Origin of the sequence: Novipirellula methanifontis (genome assembly GCF_052161655.1) — a bacterium.
Lineage (GTDB): Bacteria > Planctomycetota > Planctomycetia > Pirellulales > Pirellulaceae > Novipirellula.
This window is the reverse complement of the sequence record NZ_CP197418.1, coordinates 1095514-1115722: the sequence shown is the minus strand read 5'-3', so window position 1 is coordinate 1115722 and position 20209 is coordinate 1095514. Positions and strand designations below refer to the sequence as shown.

14 protein-coding genes are annotated in these 20209 nt (G+C 58.0%); 6 read left to right on the top strand and 8 right to left on the bottom strand.

All coding sequences use genetic code 11. The features are described from left to right. Positions 1-44: 44 nt before the first annotated feature. From SH528x_RS03985 to SH528x_RS03950, 8 genes are all read right to left on the bottom strand, one after another. A complete protein-coding gene (locus SH528x_RS03985; RefSeq protein ID WP_442509241.1) occupies positions 45-4106 on the bottom strand; it encodes a hypothetical protein in 4062 nt (1353 codons plus the stop codon). An 86-nt stretch (positions 4107-4192) separates the two neighbouring features. Continuing rightward, a complete protein-coding gene (locus tag SH528x_RS03980; RefSeq protein ID WP_442509240.1) occupies positions 4193-5110 on the bottom strand; it encodes a hypothetical protein in 918 nt (305 codons plus the stop codon). 248 nt (positions 5111-5358) lie between these two features. Next, positions 5359-6354 (bottom strand): hypothetical protein, encoded by a 996-nt coding sequence (locus tag SH528x_RS03975; RefSeq protein WP_442509239.1) that lies wholly within the window; start codon positions 6352-6354, stop codon positions 5359-5361. Then, positions 6348-7397 carry a vWA domain-containing protein gene (locus SH528x_RS03970; RefSeq protein ID WP_442509238.1) on the bottom strand — a complete coding sequence of 350 codons (1050 nt, stop codon included), beginning with the start codon at positions 7395-7397 and terminating at the stop codon, positions 6348-6350. Before SH528x_RS03970 ends, SH528x_RS03975 begins: the two co-directional genes overlap by 7 nt. Continuing rightward, entirely contained in the window at positions 7394-8365 is a 972-nt protein-coding gene (locus tag SH528x_RS03965; RefSeq protein ID WP_442509237.1) for a hypothetical protein, read from the bottom strand. The genes SH528x_RS03970 and SH528x_RS03965 overlap by 4 nt, the downstream gene beginning before the upstream one ends. Positions 8366-8538: 173 nt before the next feature. After that, positions 8539-9429, bottom strand: a complete 891-nt coding sequence (locus SH528x_RS03960) for a DUF58 domain-containing protein (protein WP_442509236.1) — start codon at positions 9427-9429, stop codon at positions 8539-8541. A gap of 37 nt (positions 9430-9466) precedes the next feature. Then, positions 9467-10492, bottom strand: a complete 1026-nt coding sequence (locus tag SH528x_RS03955; protein WP_442509235.1) for an AAA family ATPase — start codon at positions 10490-10492, stop codon at positions 9467-9469. 210 nt (positions 10493-10702) lie between these two features. After that, positions 10703-12052 (bottom strand): redoxin family protein, encoded by a 1350-nt coding sequence (locus SH528x_RS03950; protein WP_442509234.1) that lies wholly within the window; start codon positions 12050-12052, stop codon positions 10703-10705. A 384-nt stretch (positions 12053-12436) separates the two neighbouring features. Here SH528x_RS03950 and SH528x_RS03945 point away from each other — a divergent pair, with 384 nt between their 5' ends. The 6 genes from SH528x_RS03945 to SH528x_RS03920 all read left to right on the top strand — a co-directional run bounded on the left by SH528x_RS03945 (position 12437) and on the right by SH528x_RS03920 (position 20172). After that, positions 12437-12997 carry an imm11 family protein gene (locus SH528x_RS03945; protein WP_442509233.1) on the top strand — a complete coding sequence of 187 codons (561 nt, stop codon included), beginning with the start codon at positions 12437-12439 and terminating at the stop codon, positions 12995-12997. 311 nt (positions 12998-13308) lie between these two features. Next, positions 13309-14139, top strand: a complete 831-nt coding sequence (locus SH528x_RS03940) for a hypothetical protein (protein ID WP_442509232.1) — start codon at positions 13309-13311, stop codon at positions 14137-14139. A 377-nt stretch (positions 14140-14516) separates the two neighbouring features. Continuing rightward, a complete protein-coding gene (locus tag SH528x_RS03935; protein WP_442509231.1) occupies positions 14517-15065 on the top strand; it encodes a sigma-70 family RNA polymerase sigma factor in 549 nt (182 codons plus the stop codon). After that, the gene (locus tag SH528x_RS03930) at positions 15062-16474 is read left to right on the top strand and encodes a FecR domain-containing protein (RefSeq protein ID WP_442509230.1); all 1413 of its coding nucleotides are present in this window, start codon (positions 15062-15064) and stop codon (positions 16472-16474) included. Before SH528x_RS03935 ends, SH528x_RS03930 begins: the two co-directional genes overlap by 4 nt. A gap of 43 nt (positions 16475-16517) precedes the next feature. Then, positions 16518-17234, top strand: coding sequence for a family 16 glycoside hydrolase (locus SH528x_RS03925; protein WP_442509229.1), 717 nt, complete (start codon positions 16518-16520; stop codon positions 17232-17234). A gap of 217 nt (positions 17235-17451) precedes the next feature. Beyond that, positions 17452-20172, top strand: a complete 2721-nt coding sequence (locus SH528x_RS03920; RefSeq protein WP_442509228.1) for a DUF1592 domain-containing protein — start codon at positions 17452-17454, stop codon at positions 20170-20172. Positions 20173-20209 lie beyond the last annotated feature (37 nt).

The following is a 20209-nucleotide window of genomic DNA, read 5'->3' as shown; positions in this document are numbered from 1 at the left end:
TCCGGTAAAGCTCTAGCGGAACGCCCCAGGCGACACCCTGCGACTTAGGTGCTGGCCCGCCGTGTCCAGCGCTCGACCATGGGACGCAGCTTGGCGGCGTCGCCGTTTTGTGGTTCCGCCTCGGCAAAGTGTTGACGCTGTATCGCGTTGATGCTGGCTCGCAATTCGGCTCGTTCGCTGCTCGACCAAGCCGTGGCCTGGGTCTGTTCAATCCGCCGTAACAACAGCGTCGCACCGGTTGGGGTGAGCGTTTCGGGGATCGCGATCGCCGCCGTGTCGACCTGGGCTGCTGTTTCCCCGTGCCACAATCGCCAGCCGATCAAGAACACCAGCAACAACCCTGCCAAGCCGCCGGCCAGCCAAGCCATCGCGGGGAAGCTCTGTGGGTTAAACAGCAGCGTTTGGCTTTCGACCGGGACGAGGTCATAGTCTTCGTAGGTGAACCGTTTAATCGATATCGGCGGAGTCGCTGCGACATCCGTGTTACCTTTGTCGCCCGTGCTTCCTGCGCTGCTTGCTGGAGCGGCGGCGCCGTCGGCGGGGGGGGTTGTCGGTGTCGTCAGCGAGACCAGCGTTGGCATGCTGTCGTCACTAACCGCCGGGAATTCAAATCGATCCGGCTGAGCGGCCGTCACCGAGGTTTCGGGAACATACGTCACACTCCATTTCCGCATCGTGCCCAAGCGGAACAAACCATCGCTATCCGGATCCAAGTTCGGCAGGCTTTTGGAGTAAGGCATGTAAGGATTGCGATTGGTGGGTTTGTCGGCGTCTTCGGATTGAGCACGGTGTGTCTGGCTGACGTCGTAGGGATCGGCGACCAGTTGAGCATCATCCAGAACGTAGCCCGGCAAGGCGTTGGCCAAGTCATCGAACAGCCGGTTGATTTCCGGCAGCACACCGGTTGCATGCGCGATGATTTCCAGTCGTACGATTTGCTCGTCCTTTTTTTCTAGCAGGGGTCGGGCGTCGAGCGTTTGTTCGATCACTAGATCGCCCAGCGGACGCGGTGCGGGTTCGGCGACGGCGTCGATCAACACCGTGTTGGACAACACCGGCAACACGATCGGCCCCGAGGCATCATTAAAATGCATGTCCATCTGTACTTCAGGCAAGCGGTCCACGCTGGGATCCATGGCTTGTAGCACCAGATACGCCATCGGTTTTTCTTGCCATCCGGTTTGCCCCGCCAGGCTGATTGGCACGGCCGGGTTCATCGGTTGGAAGAAACCGATGCCCAGCAGTTGCACGGTACCGCTGAAGGACTTTTCGATACTTTTCTGCAACCGTTCCTGGTAATTAATCGTCTGCCACTGACCGGCATTGAACTGCGAGAAACTGTCCATCAGATAGCGGGCAAAGCCGCCGGACGATCGATCGATCGAGGCGGTGTGTTGCAGGGTCAGGATGGCACCAAAGGGCTCGGTTCCCACGCGGTCGCTGCCGTCGATGGCTAGGTGCAAGTGGATTTCGTCTTCCACCAGTTCATTGTACAGATCCAGCGTTCGCCGGATCGGTGCCCCGGCCGGGTCTTCTCCCACCACACGGGCGGCGGCTTGCAGCAAACGTGGCTTGACTTCGGGTTTGGTTTCGGAAAGGCCGGACATCACGCCGCGCGCGAATTCGCCGAAGTGATAGTTCGAATGCTCGGGTGCCATCTTTAGAATATCATCACGAATGCGGTCGATTTGGTCGGCGTTTTCCATGCCCTCGGTCATCAAATCTTCTAGCGTCAATGCCCCCAGATCGCTGGCCCCCAAGGCCAGACTGAACCACACGTTGTAGATTTGCATGTCGGGGCGGACGCGGCCGTCGGCCAGCGATTCACGGTACCGGGAGGCGGCGTCCTCAAAGGCGCTGAACACCAGCTTGCGGGCTGCGTGATAGGCCACCGCGTCTTGTTCTCGTTCGCCACGGAACTGCATGCGGTCGAAGCTGAGGGCGGCTTTCAGGATGGCGTGTTGCCAAGCGTCCTGTTCGTCCTGGCTATTGGCGACGGCGGATTCGGCCAACGCGGTCGCTAGGTCATAGCCGGTTTCGACAATTTTCCGCAGTTCGGATTCGCTGCGTTCAAACCCCGCGTCTTCTTGCGCCTTGCGACTCCGCCAATCACCGCTCAACCCCTGCCGCATGGTCGACGCCAATTGGCCGGAGACGGGGGCATCGATTTGGTCGATGGGGCCTAATATCCGTTCCACGGTGGCGCGTTCGTAAGCCTGAGTGGGTCCGTAGCAGGCGCTCAACGCCGCCACCACGCCCGGTAGTTTACGGCCATCGATGCCGATACCGTCGAGTACATCGAGCAGTTCGGACAAGCGGTCGAGGTTGCGTTGCTGCCAACCGCGAGTGACCGGCGTCGATGGCCGAGATCTGCGGCTGAAGGCGTAAAACCATGCGTTGTTGTTCACGACAGGCTCCTGAGTCCGAGCCTGCATGCGGTCGACCCACAGGTCCAAGAATCCGGTGGCCAATTCGGTGCTCATTGCCGGTTGGCGCTGGACGCCCTGGGCCAATAGTTCCAGCGCCAGGTCGGTTTCGTCGGCGATCAAGGCCACGCCGATGAAGGCGTTGTAGGCGCGGCCGACCAGGCTGGGTTCAATCTGTTTGCGCCAGGCTTCGTCGGGCATCGACCGCAGCAGCAAGGCGGCGACTTCGGACACCCCGTTCTTTTTGGCTTGTTCCTTGATGGCGTTTTCTGCTCGGGACAGCAGGCCGATGGTCAACATCCGCAACGGGATTGTCAGCTGGTCCAGCTGCAGGTGTTGCTGGGCCAGCAGCGTATCGACCGCTTCTTTCATGGTTAAGATCGCCTGTGCCCGGACGGCTTCGGGCAATTTTTCGTCTTCCAATTTGAGTGCCTTCAATGCCACCGCCTGCAGTCCCGCCGGAGCCAGCGAGGGATGTTCGAACAGACTCCGCAGCCAAGCCAGTCCAGGCCCTGGTGGCACACGGGGCAGCAGATCGACGGCGCTGCTGAGGCATTCGGAGCGGAGGGCCGTGTCGGCGCTGTCGAGCAAAGCGATTTCGCCAAACAGCGACCAGGCGTTTTCGACCATCCGATCGCTGGCGGCTCCCTTGGCTTCGGCTGCGCGGGCCATCTGATACTCGGCGTGACCTTTCATGACCGCCGCGTTTTTAGCCTCGCGGGCCTCCTCCAGCGACGGCATAAATTCGAAGGCTTCGATCGGCAGTCCCGCGGCCAGCAACAATCGCACGGTGCGGTCACGCTGGGCATCGGTTTCGTTGCCGAACCAGGTGGTGCCTTGGCGAAAGCGTTCGATCAAGGGACGCGTGCTGGTTTTCTTCGCAGCGGCTTTTAGCAGTCCTGCCAAGGCGTCGACCTGCCAGTCGGTCAGTTCCGCAGGAGCCGCTTCCGACAACCCCAGCACGTCTTCGGGAATCAATTCGGAATCGGCATGGTTGGTGCCCGAGATCAACGCTGCGTACATGCCTTCGGCTTCGCTGCCGGCTCGCAGCACCAGCAATGCTTTGACCGCATCCCATTCGGCAGCCATTGCGTGACGATGAAACCACTGGATGATTTCCTGGTCAGGGGCGTCTTCGGCGGGCAGCGATTGCGATTCCATACCGATCTGGCTGCGTGCCCCCAAGACCGCTTCGGGACGTCGCACAAAGTTCACCGTTCGCATCAGACGCACCAGTTGCCGGCGGCGACCATTGGCTGTGCCGCCCGCGTTTCCGTCGGCCTGCAGCCAGGGACTGAGGTCCAGCCCCAAGTCTTTGTAGTAGGCAACCATGGCGCGGCGCTCGGTATCGGGCAGCGTTTTCAGCGTATTAAGGATCGCGGTAGTGTCTGCGTCAGGCTTGGGAGCGGCCGGAGCTGGCTGGGCGGCTCCTTGTTGCGCCGCTGCGTTTTGTGCCGCCGCTTGTTCTGTGGACGCGAATGGGTCGGCGATGGCTTGCACTGCGGAACGCAACTTTTGGGGTGTCTGAGCCGTGGCCGAAGAGGTTTGGGTGAACGCAATTGCGGCCAAGATCGCAGCCAAGGCAACCGTACGGTTCCGTGCAGACCACGCTCTGGCGAGCGTAGCTACAAGCGGCGCGGATAGCGTGGAGGTCATTTGACGGTTTGAGCAGTGTGTCATGATTGGCAACTGTTGGTTTGTTTTCCAAGCTCTAGCGAGCGTCGCTACGTTTTCGATTTTAATTTTGATTTTGATCGGGCGGTGAATCACCATCCGGCACCATGGGGGCCCGGGATACCCGCGCCGGCAGCCGGCGGTCCGTCTCTCAGCGGGCCCCGGCCGGGCTGTTTTCCACCGGGCTTGTCACCCGGTTCGCCGTCGCCCGGGCGACGGGCCAGCGGAGCGCTGCGGGGAAGCGGCAAGCCTTCCAATTGGTCAGATACACTTTGTTCCAGATTCAGCACCTGTTCCAGGTTCCGCTGCATCCGTTGGTTGCGGTCGAGGTCCGTGGGGTCCGCTGCGGAAGCCGAACGATCGCCGGTTAGCGGTGGTGGCGATGCGGCGTCAGATGGGACAACGCTGGACGGCTCGGCGTCGGAGAGCTCGGCGCCGGATGGGGCGGTGTTGGATGGCTGGGCGTTTGATGGCTCGGCGTCGCCCGTGGCAGGAGCGTCGGCGGAGGGAGCGTTTTCGGGGGCGGAAAGGTAGCGGTAGTGCTGCCGGGCGGCGTTGGCGACCGGTCGCCAGACTTCCGGCGGGCGGCCTTCCTCGCGAAGCAGCCTTGCGCCCACGTACTGCGCAGCGGCCAGTTCTTCGCGGATCGCAGCGATGGGCAAAGCCTGGGACGCCCCGCTGGCAGACGAGGCCTGTTGTACGGCGGAGGACGCCTGCTGATGAGCTTCGGTGACACGCAGGTCGAGCAGAGCTTGCAGTTGTTCGATGCCGTTGAAGACTTCGCCCGAACGGACCATCGCGCGGGCCTCGGCCCAGCGCAACGATTCAAGCAGTTGCCGATCGGACTGGGGCATCGCCGCATCACGGCTTTGCTGGTTGGCGACCGCTTTTACCTTCAGCAACGTTTCGATGGCTTGGCCATACCGCTGGACCGTTGCATGCCACAGTTCGGAGGCGTCGGCGTAGGCGGAGTCTTGTTTCTCGGTCGCCGTCAGCACGGCATGCGCCAAGGGGTGTTCGACCTTCGTTTGCCAGTCGACGTCCGCGGTAAAGGCTGCGCGGCGGGCTTCCAACAAATGCAGCTGGGCTTCGTAGGCGGCGGCTTGTGCCTCGGTGGCGACGACCGCGCGAGCTTCCGCCTGCCGGATCATGGCAGCCGCCCGATCGCGAGCCAGCCAGATTTGCCCCGGACCATAATGGTAGGCCAGAGCAAATACCGGCAACACCAGCCACAGCAACCAGAGGAGTGAACTGCGCATCAGGCAAGGTCTCCGGGAACGGAATCAAGCCGCGGGGCGCCCCACAAACTCAGTGCAGGCAACAGCAACGACAGCAGTCCGGCTCCCAACACGACCGCCAGCACCGCCGCATCGCGCAACCCTACGCCCTCGGTGACCCGGGGTTGGATGATCGACAGCCGATTCAGCAGTTCGCTGGGCAGGTGCCGGATGTTGGCGTCGAAGTAGGTGCCGCGCAGCTGTCCGGCGAGTGTTCGCAGGGAATCGGCGTCTTGCCGCGAGGCGTGGCCGGCGATGGTTGTCGCTTGCCCGGTTTGGCCCAGTCCGATCACCAGCGTATCGGCGATGGCTTTGGGGATCGCACGGATCGGTGTGGTGTCGGTGCTGTCGCCATCGCTGACGACCAACAACAGCGCCGAACCGTCGGGCCAACGTCGTGAGTACTCGATCGCGTCGGAGATACTGGACGACAATTGGGTGGGGCCGGGTTCAAACGCGCTGAACACGGGCAAGCCATCGAACAGGTTTTGCACGACCGCCTTGTCGAACGTCTCTTCGACAATCGGCACGGCTTTGGTGTAGACGCCAAATACGGTGATGCGAGTGTTCTCGGCGTCCAAACGGTCCAGCACCGCTTGCATCACCTCTCCGCCGCGAACCATCCGTTGTTGGTACTTGCCGGATTCGTCGCGGCGTGGCCCAGCGTCTTCCAGGAACATGCTGGGGGAAGCGTCCAAGCAGACCAAGACATGCTTCGAGGCTTCCGGAGCCGGCTCGACTTCTGCCACTTGCGGCGGTTCGGTCAGCAGGATCGTCAGCCCCCAAGCCAGCATGCCCATCGTCAGCACGCGAAGGGCCGGCACACAGCGAGCCCATGCAGTCGGTCGACCGCTGGGACCAAAGGCCAGCTTGGCGACGCGATGGGTCCGCCGCAGTTGCCACCATTCCGCCAGGGCAACGATGGCAATACAGACGATCGCCACCAGATTGGCTGTGATCAAGGGGCTGTCTACCACGGCGTGTACCTCCACTTCAGCAGGCTTAACGCGTACAGCAGCAAGGCGACCGCACCGATCGCGGCAAAGGGTTCGAAGTAGTCGACCGGTAGCGATGCGTTGGCGACAAAGTGGGCCGGTTGCATCTGGTCGATATGATTAAAAATCAAACGCAGGCCATCGGAATTGGTGGCCAGAAAAGCGTCGCCGCCGGTGGCTCGAGCGATGCTGGACACCGCCGGCGGAATCGTATCGCTGCCGATGTGGATGTGGTACATGGTGATCCCCGCATCGTTCAGCTGTTCCGAGATGCGGTCGATCTGGTCTTGCCCGTTCAGGTCTCCACTGGCTCCGTCGGACACCAGGATCAACAACCGGTCGGTGGACGGCGGCGCTGCCAAACCACCGCCTGCACCGGAGCCCGGTAGAGATGCGGAACGAAACAGCTGTTCGGCGGCACGCTGCTGTCGCCACTGGTCGGCCGTTTGGGGTCCGGTGTCGGTGCCATCGAGCCGCGCGGCTTCGCGTTGCATGTTGTCGGCGCAGTAGCTAAGCGCCGATCCGATCATGGTACCGCCCATACCGATGGGTTGGTTGCGGGGGTTGGCAAACGCAAGGGCATTGCGGAGCACTTGCAGGTCCTTGGTCAGTGGCACCCAACGCAGCGGCCAGGACCCGAACAACGTCAGTCCGATGGCGTCGCCTTCGCGTGCGTAGGTGAACGATTCAATGGCCGCTGATGCGCTTTCGTAGCGGTTCTGTTCGCCCATCCCCATGCCCATGCTGCCCGATACGTCCATGCATACGGTGATGTGGGTAGCCACGCGGTCCTGTTCGGGAACCCTCAGCACCTGAGGCCGGGCGATCAACACCACGGCCACCGCCAACATGACCGCCGGCAACAACTCCACGCCGCGCAACAGACCAGCCAACCACGGGCGTGAGGCATGCGTCTGGTGGTCAAAGGGCATCCGTAAACCAGCGCCGCGCCGTCGCACCGACCACAAGCCCAGTGCCAGGGGAAACACCAGTAGCAACAACCACTGTGGATGAACAAACGTCATGCCGAACCTCCCACCGCAGCGTTGAAAGTTTCGGTTTTGACTTTGGGTTCGGCATCGGTCTGGGAGTTGGCTAGTTCCGCATGGTAGGGAACCAACAGGGCATCCATGGTGGTCTTGCTGAGCGACGATTGTGACGGACCGTCGGCGTGAATCCAGGCTTCCAACGCTCGTAGCAGGCCGCCCGCTTCGTGATGACGTCGCAGCACCGGCAACGCTTCGGCCATCGAATCGGGCAACCCCAGCCGGCGCTGCCAAAACACGTACAGCAGCATTTCCAGTCGGCTTTGTTCGTCCACCGTCAATTGCCCTTGGCTGGCCCGCAGGATCAACGGTCGCAAGCGATCGGACAAGGTTGGCGGCGACACGGTTGCTGCTGCTGGCGGTGGCTGACGAGACCGCAAGCGGATGAATCCCCATACGATCGGCACCGCGGCCCACAAACACGCGAACAAAATCAAGGCCGCGCGGTAACCGCCCTGAGCTCGCAGCAGCGGATCGTCGATCTCGTACAAACTGGTGCCGTGTCCCGGTGGAAGGTCCGACACGACTCGGACCTGCATCGCCGGCAAGGCCTCATCGCTGGCAAGCGGTGAACCGTCTCGCTGGACAACCCACTGCGACAAGTCGTAATGGCCGGCGACGGTACCGAAGAACGACAACGTGTAACGGTAGGCGGCGTTTTCCTGAGCAGGTCCGGTACGTTCCAGTCGGACCAGCACGGCGGCGTCCATGGATTGATCCGGCAGGGCACGCAGCGCACCGTTGAGGTGGGTGAAGTTCAGCTGAGCCGTCAGTCCTCTTTTGACGGTCAGCAAGACGTTTTCTGATTCGGCAGCGGCAGTCGAGAACGGCAGGCCGATCCCGATCAGCAGCAGCACCATGAAAACGACCGTTTGCAGCGGCGATTTTCTACGAGCTGAGTTCAGCCGCGGAGCGGCGACATGATGTAGCCATGGGCGCAAGCCCATGGAATGGGTGAAATAACACGTTGCATAGTCCCAACGGGACGACATGAATCGGAGGACGCCACATAGTCCTGTCGCCCCGTTGGGGCTTGGTGCGAATGGAGTTCGTCCCACCATGGGCTGACGCCCATGGCTACATCCAGTCGTCCCTTCGGGACTACAAGCGACACATGATTTCATCGCTGGCCTCGCATCCGCACCGCGCGGGCTAACAGGAACTGACGCAGTGGCGACAACAGCGGCCGATTCGTCACCAGTTTCAGGTAACTAACATCGGCGCCGGCCAAATCGCGGGCCAGGGTGCAGGTGGTGCGCCACTGCTGTTGTCCGTTGGCCAGAAACGCCTGTCCTGACTCGGCTTCGCTGCCGCGGAAATAACCCGCTCGCAGGGCTCCGGTTTCCGAGGGGTCCTGCAGGTGCAGCACCACCACGTCGTGTTGATGCCCCAAGCGACGGAGCACGGCTAACGCTTCGGGATCGTGCAAATCGCTGAACACAAACAGCAGACTGCGGCGTGTCAGTCGGGCCGAGAGGGCCGTCAGACGATCGCCCAGTTCGGTCTCTTCGTCGACGTCATGGGCCCGCAACGGTTCCAGGTCTCGCCACAGATCATCGGGCGACAGGCTGGGATTGCCATCCGAACGTGCGTGTTGATGACGTGCCCCGGCGCTGATGACGCTGACCGGACTCAACCGCCGCACGCCGACCAGACCAATCGCGGCGGCGGCCCATACGGCCAGCCCGTGTTTGCTGAGCGTCGTTGAGGAGACGCTCATCGAGGCCGAGGTATCGACGATCAGGTACATCGCCATGCGTTTGAGCGTTTCGTGCTGCTTGACGTAAGCCACGGGCATCCGAGCGCTCAGCTTCCAGTCGATCTGGCGAACCGGGTCGCCGGGTTCGTAGGGACGCGATTGAGCGTATTCCAAGCCCGAGCCAACGAAAAGGGAATCGTCGGTTCCAAACGCGATATCGTCGGCGATGCGGCGGACCACCAGTTCGAAATTTGCCCGCGACAGAATGTCAGGGCGAGGTAACGTTTCGGAGAGATGCGTGGCGTGATTCATGCGTTCGTACAGATCGGCGTTGCTAAACTAAAACAACCTACAACATTTCGTTCAGCAAGCGTTCCAGCATTGCTTCAGGGGTCAGCCCGTCGGCAAGCGCTTCGTAACTTAACCGCACACGGTGCAGGATCACGTCTTCGGCCAGTGTAAACAGGTCTTCCGGCACGACGTAATCGCGGCCATAGATAAAGGCTCGTGCACGAGCGGCCTGCACTAGACTCAGCACCGCACGCGGACTGCAGCCCAGTACCAAGTCCTGGTGTCCTCGAGTGGCGTTGACCAGTTTCACGCAGTCGTGGATGAAGACTTCGCTGACGTGCACGGCCTGGACCTGCGTCATCGCTTCGGTCAAGTCTTTGACGCTCAGCTTGTGTTCATCGCCAATGGCGTCAAACATCGATTGCGGCACCGCGCCATCGCCTTGCCGTTGCAGTTTCAGCTTTAACACCCGACGTACCACCTCGGTCTCTTCGGCCGGCGTGGGGTAGCGCAGGCGGTGGCACATCATGAACCGGTCCAGTTGGGCTTCGGGCAATTCAAACGTGCCAGCTTGCTCGACCGGGTTTTGGGTGGCGATCACTAGAAACGGAGCGGGCAGCGTGTGGGTTTCGTCGCCGATCGATACTTTCCGTTCCTGCATCGCTTCCAACAGCGCCGACTGCACTTTCGGTGACGCGCGGTTAATTTCGTCGGCCAGCAACAGGTTGGTGAACACCGGGCCTTTGTGGATGTGAAACTGGCCAGATTTTTGATCCAGGATTTCCGAGCCTAGGATGTCCGAGGGCAACAGGTCGATCGTGAACTGCACGCGTTTGAATTGCAAGTCGATGGCCTTGCCAACCGATTGCACCAGCAGCGTTTTGGCGATCCCCGGTACGCCTTCGAGTAGCAGGTGGCCGCCGGTCAGCAACGCGATCAAAACTCGCTCGACCACTTCCGTCTGTCCGACGACGGTCTTGCCAACCTGTTCGATGACCGATTTGGCAAACGCGGCGGACGGTGGAAAACCTTCGTCGGACAATGCGTCCAAAGCCGGTTGAGGGGTAACAGCAGTTTCGGTCATGACGCCGTCGATGATAGTGGTGAGAGGGAAGGCTGCGGTGGTGACTACGGAGTACGATGGAGCGGGTTCATTTTAATTGCCGCCCCATCTCGATAGGTGGGTCGTTTTCCCGGTTCGAATGTTTTGTCGGAAGTTCGAACGTTTTGTCGGAAGATTGTCCATGGCCGCCGCCAGCGGCCGGTTTCGAGACAGGCCTTCCCAAGCCAGAGGTCATTCGGCGCGTTCGGCCAACAGCAGATTCAGGGCGTTGTCCAGCTGCTGCAGCTTCAGGCCCGTAGCTCGGATGCGACCGTTGCGATCGACAACCACCGTGACCGGTGCGATGCGGACATGGTAGCCCTGTGCCGTCCGGCCGGCTTCGCGGGGCGGGCCAACTTCGCGGGATGGGCCTGATGAGCCGTTGGCGGGCTGGGGCGCCGAGTCTTCGTCGGTGGCGAGTTGGGGGGCTGCGTCGAGCGCCATCGGGATAGCCAGATCGATTTCCGCCGCAAAGGCTCGCGTCGCCTGCCAATCGCTCTGCCGATCGCAGACGACGGCAAAGGCAACGCCTTGCGGAGCGTACTTGGCAGCTGTTTTGTTAAATGTTTGCAGTTGCTGTTGCGTGATCGTTAGGCCTGGTCGTGTGAAGTGCAGCACACGCACAACCCCGTCCAAGTCGGCCTCCTGCAGTCCCTCGGGCGCCTCCGCTGCGATCTCTTCACTGAGGCCATCTTTGCTGGCGGTTTCCTCGCCCTGTTGTTCGCTGTCTTCCGGTTCGGCCGCGTTGTCGGTGTCGACATCGATGTCATCACCGGGACGCCACCAAGCGGTGGCGTGGATTGGAGGAGCGGGCTGTCCGAGTTGTTCCTGCCAGGACCGCATCCATTCCGACCCACTGTAAAACCAGTCGCGTTTGAACGAGACAAGTTGGCTGCCCTGGCCGCCGGAACCGGACTCTTCGATCAACTGCTCGACGATCGTTTTGACGTGGCTTGGTTTGACGCCAGCGGCCCGCACGATGCCGTTGCGATCGATGATGATGTAGGTGGGAAAGGCGTTGATGCCGTAGGCTTCGCCCGTTTCTCCGGTGTCCAGCACGACCGGATAATTGATCTCACGGTCTTCGACCATTTGAGGGGCTTTGTCCCAGCCGGAGGTCTCCGAATGCATGCCGATAAAGACCAGCTCGTCCGGGTGAGCATCGACAAGTTCGATATTTTTCGGAATCGACGCGACGCAGGGTCCACACCAGGTGGCCCAGAAATCCAGCACCACCACTTTGCCGCGGCACTCGTCCAGCGTGGTCGATTCACCGATCCAGGTATCGGTCGACAATTCGATCGCCGGGCCGCCCTCCAGATTAGTCCGCACGGCTCCCTCGGGATCGAAGTACCATTCGTCGGAGAACTCAGGCTCGGCGGCCAGCATTGGTGCAGCGAAGATGACCATTAAACCCACCGCAAGAGCGGCGGGTGTTACGATCCGTTTGAAGCCCCGGTCGGCTGCTCGCCCAAGCAGGTTCGCTGTGTTCGACTGAAGACTCAGGCCAAAGCAGCCTTGGGTTCGGAAACGAGTGCTCATATTGATTGCGCCGACGGGAAAGGGGCTAGAGAGCTGCTCTGATGACTATAACCCATCGGTCATTATTGGCAAACAACTGACATGAGGTTACCGCAACCCCTTCTTAGCCGCTTAGACCAACGCTGTGAAGCATTTTCTGTTGCGGAACTCGTCAAGAGTTTCGGGCATCCCGGACAGTCAACGAAAGTCTTGACGACTTCCGCTATGTTGAAACGCCGCAATTCACGGAAAGTGAATGCTCTACAGCGTTGCGTTTAGCCGCTTAGACATCGGGGACGGAGCAGATGCTGCTAGCCTGAGCGAAGGCGAGCCCCTTGAAAACATGCTGTGTCCCTTCGTGGCGATCAATACCTCCGGTATCCTTTATGCAATTAGGAGCAACTTATGACTACGATTTGGACACCAGAATACAACGACGAGAACTATCCAAGCGTTTCGATTGTCAACGTGAAGTCGCTTGTGGGCATACCTCTTACTTCCGGAAATTCGCTATTAGGAAAATTCCCTGACCGATTGTCTCTTTTACAACACAACAACGCAGACCCTCCAGACTTTTTCTATGCTGGATCAATGCCTGTCATTTCGAGGCGTCTCCGAGACTACCTCACGCAACTCAAGTGTAAATTTGAATCGTTTGAACTTGAGACTAGCCAATTAGTTGGAGATGAAAGTTTTTATTTTCTGAATCTACTCGAGTCGTTTGAGTGCTTTGATTGGCAGAGCTCAACCTTTGTCGAACGCGGAGGATTTGCTACGAGTATCACGAAGCTACGACTGACCGACATCAGCAACAAAATTGAAACATCGGTTTATCGTATTTCCAAGACGATTCCAGTTCTGACGGCTGTATCAGACGATTCTTCACGTTCAATAATCGAGCAGGGGTTTACTGGCTTCTCTCTCGTAAAACCAGAAAGCTGGGAAAACCCTGCTTCAATTGCGTAGATTTACGAATCAGTGGCCGCAAATGCTGAAGCCTGCCGAACAACCACCATTCGTGCCGACGACTGACAATGAAATGGGTGCGGGAACATGGTTGTTCCCCGGCCCTGTGAAGTACCATCGCGTTGCGCTGACGAGTTCGCAGTCGCCGATTCCGCAGCTAGTTGCAGATCGTTGCTTGTCTCTAATTATTGCGCCGAGAGATCGCTGCCGCGACTGTTGTGCAGTGGCGAGGCTGTCGAAAACTTTCGTTATTCGGCGACATCCAAAATCGGACGCAGTCCAGTAGAATGATCTCTTTCAAAGGAACGCGAATGCAATTTATTCACCATGACAATTCTGGGAACCTGTTAGCGGGTATTTTTTACGAATTAATACTTGCAGATCCCGATGGAGAAGTTAAATCCGATTGGCAGGTAAGCAAAGACGATGAATTCGACTACTGGATCGACTTCACCGCAGGCGAGAAGCAAGAGGTCGCATGTGCTGGCGGACACACGATTTCAAAATATCGTGAAACACGATTTGATTGCCAAGCTTTTGCTGATTCGACGACAGTCTTCGGTGAAGGGACCGGAGGACGCACCGTCATAACAGAGCAAGCTAATACTGCGCTTCAAAACGCTGGATTTTGCAATTATCGATCTTTTCGAATCTATCCCGAAATTCATAGTGTGTTCAAAAACTGCCTTTGGGGAATTGAATACGATAATGTCCCTATGGGAAGGCCGTTGCGCATCATTGACGAAGATCCTGTTTGCCCTGTCTGCAAAAATTTGATGCAATGCAATGTATGCTTCAAGTTGTTTGCGACCTGTCGGTATTGCAAAAAAGGAAGCGTCAAGTTTTTTGGTAGCGCCACTGACTTTCATGAATCGAAACATAAAATGTCAGCGTTTGAGATACCCGCAGTAATGCCTGCATTTCCAACGGTTATTGATGGCTCGAGGTGGAATGGCGAAGATTTTGTGACAACGACGACCTTCATTGCAGTAACAGGTCGAGTCTTTGACATTCTTAGGCAGGAGAAGATCGGCCCTGCTTACGGAAGGCCCGTGAAAGTTTGGGTGGACAAATGTAGTGATTTGCAGCTCGAAATGCTTGAGAAGTCCAAGTCAGCACGTTGGCTGAAGAAGACGAACTAAACAGCTGCCGCAGAGGCTCTTGCTAAAATCAGAGATTGCTTTCGCGGCTATAGGCATAAACAGCAATGAAGTGCCTGTCGCCAAGTTTTGGCCAAGCAATCGCCACCAGGACTGGAGGCATCGTCGGTGACAGCCAGCAAAAGCGATGCTGAGAGATTGCAGCTGTCGCTACCGAGGCATTCTGCCGTTGAGCGATTGACGCCAGCGAAGATTGCGTCACGCGGGTTCTGGATCGGCTAAAACAGAGTATTCGGCTGCTGCCGCTGGGATCGGCAATTGACGGGTTCGGATGACTGCCCGTCGGCCGTTTCTACAAAACTTTTTTGGGCTGTCCAGATTTTTGTCCAATCAAGCGATCCAACACGCATATCCACACTATGACGGAAAAAATCATTTCAACGGAGTCGGGCGAGCAGTTTACTCGCCTGCTGCTGCAAAATCAGAAGCGGATCTGGGGATTGATCCTATCGCTGGTCCCGTGCGGGTCCGATGCGGATGATGTCCTGCAGGAAACCTGCGCGGTGATGTGGCGGAAGTATTCCGAATTCGAGCCGGGGACGGATTTCGCTGCCTGGGGACTGAGGATCGCTCGCTTTCAGGTGATGAGCTATTACAGCCGCCGCAAAACGGAACGTGCCCGTCTGAGTGATGATGTGATTGAAGCCGTGGCTGTCCAATTTGCGGCGCCGCACCAGGAAAAACGAGCGACCGACCGATCCGCTGCACTCAAAGTTTGCCTGACCAAACTGAAGTCGGTGCAATTCGATACGTTGCATCGCCGCTACGACGAAGGCCAAACGGTCGAAGAGATCGCGGAGGAAATGAACGTCTCCATTCATGCAATCTACAAACGGCTCGATCGGACCTATCAACAGCTTCACAGTTGTATCTCCAATACGCTTTCTCAGCAGGAGCGTCTTGTATGACATCGCAACCGAATCCTAATTTGTCACCCGCTGAGCTTGAGCGGTTAATCGAACTGGCCAGTGCCTACCGTGAAGATCGCATCAGCGACGCGGACGTTGCTGAACTCGACATGATGTTGTCAGAGTCGCCGACAGCGATGGAGACATTCGTCGAGATCAACATGCTGGTTGCCGATCTATCGCAGACCCCAAACGTCGGGCCTGCAAGCAGCGGCTACCACACGCGGTTACACAAAGACGTTGCGGATCATTCCTCGATTCGTTTGGGCAGATTGGTCGCATTGGCGGCAAGTCTGCTGTTGGCGAGCGGACTATGGGGATGGTGGTCGAGTCGTAGCGAACCCTCCTTTGCGAGGCTCGAATCGGTATCAAATTGTCAATGGAGAGAGACCACGACACAGGCTCGCCACGACGGGCGGATCGGCGTTGGGCATTTCCGGCTTGCCGAGGGGATCGCCACAATTCGTTTTGACAATGGCGCCCGGGTCGACCTGGAAGGTTCATCGCACCTCGAGGTGCTCGCGCACGATCACTGCCAATTGCACAGCGGCAAACTGGTCGTCACCGTCGAAAATAACTTCAAGGGATTCACTGTCGATACTCCGAACGGGCAGTTCATCGACCAAGGAACGAGTTTCGGTGTTACCGTGGAAGACGACGGTGCGTCGGTGGTGGAAGTGTTTGACGGTTTTGTCGATGTCAAACATCGCACCTCGGGTGAACAACGTCGCCTTGCCGAAGATGCCACCGTGCGATTGTTGGCAAAAAAGATCGTTGAGGAAACGGAATATGATCCTCCAGTAAATACGGAAGATTCAGCCGACGTTCAGATTGCAACGACATCGAATGGAGGTGCGGACTGTTCGTTCCGGCGTGATCATCAGCATCGGATTGCCAAAAGTCCATTACTGATTGCGAAAACATCTCGCCCTAAACTGAGCCGATTCGACCGACGGATCTGTCTGCGGTTTGACCTGACCGAATTGCCTACTGCGGACACCGAGAAAGCGAGGCTGCAGCTGACTGCAGCTCCATCGGACATGGGGTTCGCCTCGAAATCAACGGATACCGTGATCGCAGTCTACGGCATCGTGAACGACACGCTGGACGATTGGTCGCCGAACGACGTTGCGTGGGAGGAATTGCCGGGCACGGTCGACGAGCCTTCGCAGTCGGCTAACGTTCGCTTGCTCGGGCGATTCACGATTCCCAGTGGACAACAGACGGGCAACTTTCGTGTGGAAGGACGCGAGTTGACCGAATGGGTAAGAAACGATTCGAACCAACTGCTGTCGATTGTCTTGGTCGCTGAGACGGAATCCAAAAAGGGAATGTTGGTCAACGCATTTGCGAGCTCGTATCACGAGTCGCTTCGGCCGCCGACGTTACATCTTTCATTTGACCAGTGAACGTAATTCATCGAAACCGAAGCTACCTTTGCGAGAATTTCCCATGCTACGAATCTGTGCGATTTGTCTATTCGCCGTCGCCCTCGGATCTTTTACGGTCCCCGCCTCGGCTGAGCAGACTCATTTCACGGTTGTCTTTGAAGACGGATTCGATCGCGAGGTGTCCGGTGACGAGGTGGAGAAACTTGGCAACGAGTGGAAGTTGAACACAAAGGAAATGCACCAGTTCGTGCTCAAGGACGGGGCGTTGCACGTCACTCGCAACACGGACGCCAAACATTCCGCGAACTTGCTCCACCAAGCAGAATTTCAAAACGGAACGTTGGAAATGCGTTTCAAGCTGGTGAGCCAGGATGATTCGTTCCGGGTTCAATTCCGAGACGCGGCGTTCACGAAAATTAAACAGGGGATGCTCTTTAACGTTCTAATAGGGGACGGCAAGTTGGAGTTGCAAGACGCTGTCGTTGCTTACGAAATCAAACAGCAATTGAAATCGGTGAAGGCCGTGCAACCATCCCCGGAACAACAGCGAGTTTTGGACAAGGCGAAGGTGAGTGCTCCATTGCAGCTGAGCGTCGGCCCATGGCATGACGTGCTAGTCGATGTCCAAGGCAACAAGCTGACTGTGTCCATTGATGGCAAAGAGGCGGCGTTACTAACCTCGGCAGCAATCGGCCATGCGACCAAGGACAACTTTCGCGTGGAAGTGAATCCGGCACTCGTGATTGACAACATCAAGGTTACAAAGCAGGGCACTTGAGCCGACATCATTTGCCGTGGGCGTTCGCCAAAACAAACATCATCAGTAATCGTGCGTAGGGCCCGCGGCTAGCGCCGTCGGCTCACGGATACAGGGAAAACGAAAAAACGGGACAGTCGAACTAACTGCGGACGTTCGCTTCAACAAACAACATTAAAAATCGTGTCGCAGGGCTCGCGGCTAACGCCGTCGGCTCACATCATCCCAGAATATGACAATGAAGCCATCAACCACTTCCATACTCGCCCTGACTGCACTCGTCTTGTGCTGCAACATCGCGACTGGGCAAACGCAACCGTCGGCTTCAAAAGCGGTCATGCCTCAAAAGCATCTCGCTGTCTTCAAGAACTACTGCTACGACTGCCATGATGCCGGAGCGCAGGAGGGCAAGCTGAATCTGGAAGAGCTTTCCTTTGAAATCAGCAAGGATATTGCAACGGCAGAGCATTGGGACAACATCCTAGCGGCTTTGAATTCCAAAGAGATGCCACCGGAGGACGAAGAGCAAATCCCTGACGATGAGAAAGCGGCATTCCTGCGAGACCTTGCACAGCAGATGGTGCTCGCTCGCAACATTCTGGGCGACAGTGGCGGCGAGATCACGATGCGGCGACTGAACCGTCGAGAGTATCAAAACACGCTGGAGACGTTGTTCGGTTTTCGCGCGGATGTTTCGACGCTGCCCGACGACGATGAGTCGGGCGGGTTTGACACCTCGGGTGGGTCGCTCTTCTTTTCCAGCGATCAGTTCGAGCAATACCGTGCTACCGCGACCGCCGCCCTGGAATACGCTCTGGACTCTAAGCCGAGACCGGAGCCCAAGACCGTTCGCTTTGAAGGGGAAACCATTTCCGAGGCCTACAAGGTAAAAGCTGCGGAAAAGAAGGATGTCTTCGACCGGGCCAAAGCTTTTCTTGCCCAGAATTCGAAGCCGCCTGCGGACTTCGGGTTCACGACGCCGGAACAGGCAAAGAGCGCCTATGAAAATCACGAATATGCCATGGCCGTCTATCACAACTATTTCCTTGACCGTCCTGAGAGCGAAACCGGCACCATCCTCCTGCCAGGCCGCCACAACGGACCGGTTAAACGCATGCCGCGAGTCAATGTGGAGGCTTTTTATCCTGGCGGGACATACAAGTTGCGGATCAAGGCTGCTAGCTACAACAACGCGATGGATCACGAACGTTACATTCAAGTCCACTTCGCGGCCGGCAAGAACGTCTTCACTAACCTGCAAGGGTTGGCTGAGGTGACCGGCACGGTTGAGAACCCTCAGCTGATCGAGTTGCAACTGCAGAACCCGGCTGGCGTCAAAGGGCATTTCTCGGTGAAGCAGCGCAACTACGAAGAACCTTGGCCTTACAAGCTAGACATGCTGTGGAAGGCGAAAAACGGCGTCGGACGTCTACCCGCAGTATGGGTCGACTATGTGGAGGTGGAAGGCCCGTTTTTTGACGAGCGATTGCTACAGATGCCTCGCATGTTGGAGAAAGCTCCGGGGCAATCGGATCAGGAGTACGCACGCCATCTCATCACCAAGTTCGCAACCAATGCCTTTCGAAACAAATCGCCTGATCCGGAGTACGTGGACAATTTGGTTCGTTACTACTTGAATCTCCGTGATTCAGGTGATGATCCCAAGAAGGCAATGATCGACTGCCTCGCCCTGGTGTTGTCCTCACCGAGTTTTCTGTATCTAAGTGAGCCGACGGGACTAGCCGCGAGCCGTAACACTGACGACACCACACACGAAAGGCCCGCGGCTAGCGCCGTCGGCTCAGGAGGTTTAGCTGCTCGAGAACTTGCGATTCGGCTGTCCTATTTTCTGTGGAGCTCACCTCCGGACGACTCACTGATGGCGGCCGCAATCGACGGCAGCCTATCCGATCCCGATGTTCTTTACGCCCAGACAGAGCGTCTGCTGCGAGACCCGCGTTTTGATCGCTTCATCAGCGGATTCACGCACCAGTGGCTCGACATGAAACGAATCGACATGTTCGATTTCAGTGCGTTTGAACACCCAAAGTTTGACGAGTCGGTGCGCCGCAGTGCCCAGCAAGAAGTGTATGAAACCATTGGGCATGTCACGGATGCCGATTTGCCGATCGATACATTATTAAAGGCCGACTTCGTCATCGTGAACGACGTCCTCGCCGACTTCTACGGCCTAACTGAGCCGACGGCGATAGCCGCGGGCCCACACGGCACCGAATCCAACCAGCAAACGCCCGCGGCTAGCGCCGTCGGCTCACGTGGCACGCGTGCATTCGGATCCGAGTTCCGCAAGGTCTCGCTACCGGCTGGTTCTCCGCGTGGCGGACTGCTTGGTACTGCCGCGGTTCATATCATGGGATCCGATGGTCAGCGTTCTTCCCCCGTGGAACGTGGTGTGTGGGTCTTGCGTAATCTGGTAAACGATCCACCGCCACCGGCGCCGCCGAATGTCCCCATGTTGGAACACGAGGACGCCGCGCTGTCGATTCGTGATCTGCAAAAGCGTCACCAGGCGGAACCGCAATGTGCCTCTTGCCACCGCAAGATCGATCCGATTGGCTATGGCCTCGAAAACTTTACTGCCGCAGGACTCTGGCGGGAGTCCGAGGAAGTCAAAATCTCTGAGGCTGCCGAAACAAAGCGGAAAAGAAAGTCTGGACCACAAACGAAGCAGTTCCCAATCGACCCATCGGGGGTGTTGCCCGGAGGAGAGCGATTTGCTGGGTACCACGAACTTCGCGACAACATTCTCAGCAACTACAACGACGCTTTTGCACGTGGTTTGGCCGAGAACCTAATCGCCTACGCCCTTGGTCGCCCGTATGGAATTTCCGACCACAACCTTGCCACGCAAGTCACATCCACCGCGAAGGAGAATGGCAATACCATCGCCGCCTTCATCCACGCTCTGGTGCAATCCGAAGCGTTTAAGACCAAGTGAGCCGACGGCGCTAGCCGCGGGCCTCGAACATAGCAAC

Excerpts from the sequence above, each read along its gene's own strand:
- SH528x_RS03985 (WP_442509241.1), bottom strand. The coding sequence starts at position 4,106 with ATGACACACTGCTCAAACCGTCAAATGACCTCCACGCTATCCGCGCCG.
- SH528x_RS03970 (WP_442509238.1), bottom strand. The coding sequence starts at position 7,397 with ATGACGTTTGTTCATCCACAGTGGTTGTTGCTACTGGTGTTTCCCCTG.
- SH528x_RS03965 (WP_442509237.1), bottom strand. The coding sequence starts at position 8,365 with ATGGGCTTGCGCCCATGGCTACATCATGTCGCCGCTCCGCGGCTGAAC.
- SH528x_RS03960 (WP_442509236.1), bottom strand. The coding sequence starts at position 9,429 with ATGAATCACGCCACGCATCTCTCCGAAACGTTACCTCGCCCTGACATT.
- SH528x_RS03955 (WP_442509235.1), bottom strand. The coding sequence starts at position 10,492 with ATGACCGAAACTGCTGTTACCCCTCAACCGGCTTTGGACGCATTGTCC.
- SH528x_RS03950 (WP_442509234.1), bottom strand. The coding sequence starts at position 12,052 with ATGAGCACTCGTTTCCGAACCCAAGGCTGCTTTGGCCTGAGTCTTCAG.
- SH528x_RS03945 (WP_442509233.1), top strand. The coding sequence starts at position 12,437 with ATGACTACGATTTGGACACCAGAATACAACGACGAGAACTATCCAAGC.
- SH528x_RS03940 (WP_442509232.1), top strand. The coding sequence starts at position 13,309 with ATGCAATTTATTCACCATGACAATTCTGGGAACCTGTTAGCGGGTATT.
- SH528x_RS03935 (WP_442509231.1), top strand. The coding sequence starts at position 14,517 with ATGACGGAAAAAATCATTTCAACGGAGTCGGGCGAGCAGTTTACTCGC.
- SH528x_RS03930 (WP_442509230.1), top strand. The coding sequence starts at position 15,062 with ATGACATCGCAACCGAATCCTAATTTGTCACCCGCTGAGCTTGAGCGG.
- SH528x_RS03925 (WP_442509229.1), top strand. The coding sequence starts at position 16,518 with ATGCTACGAATCTGTGCGATTTGTCTATTCGCCGTCGCCCTCGGATCT.
- SH528x_RS03920 (WP_442509228.1), top strand. The coding sequence starts at position 17,452 with ATGAAGCCATCAACCACTTCCATACTCGCCCTGACTGCACTCGTCTTG.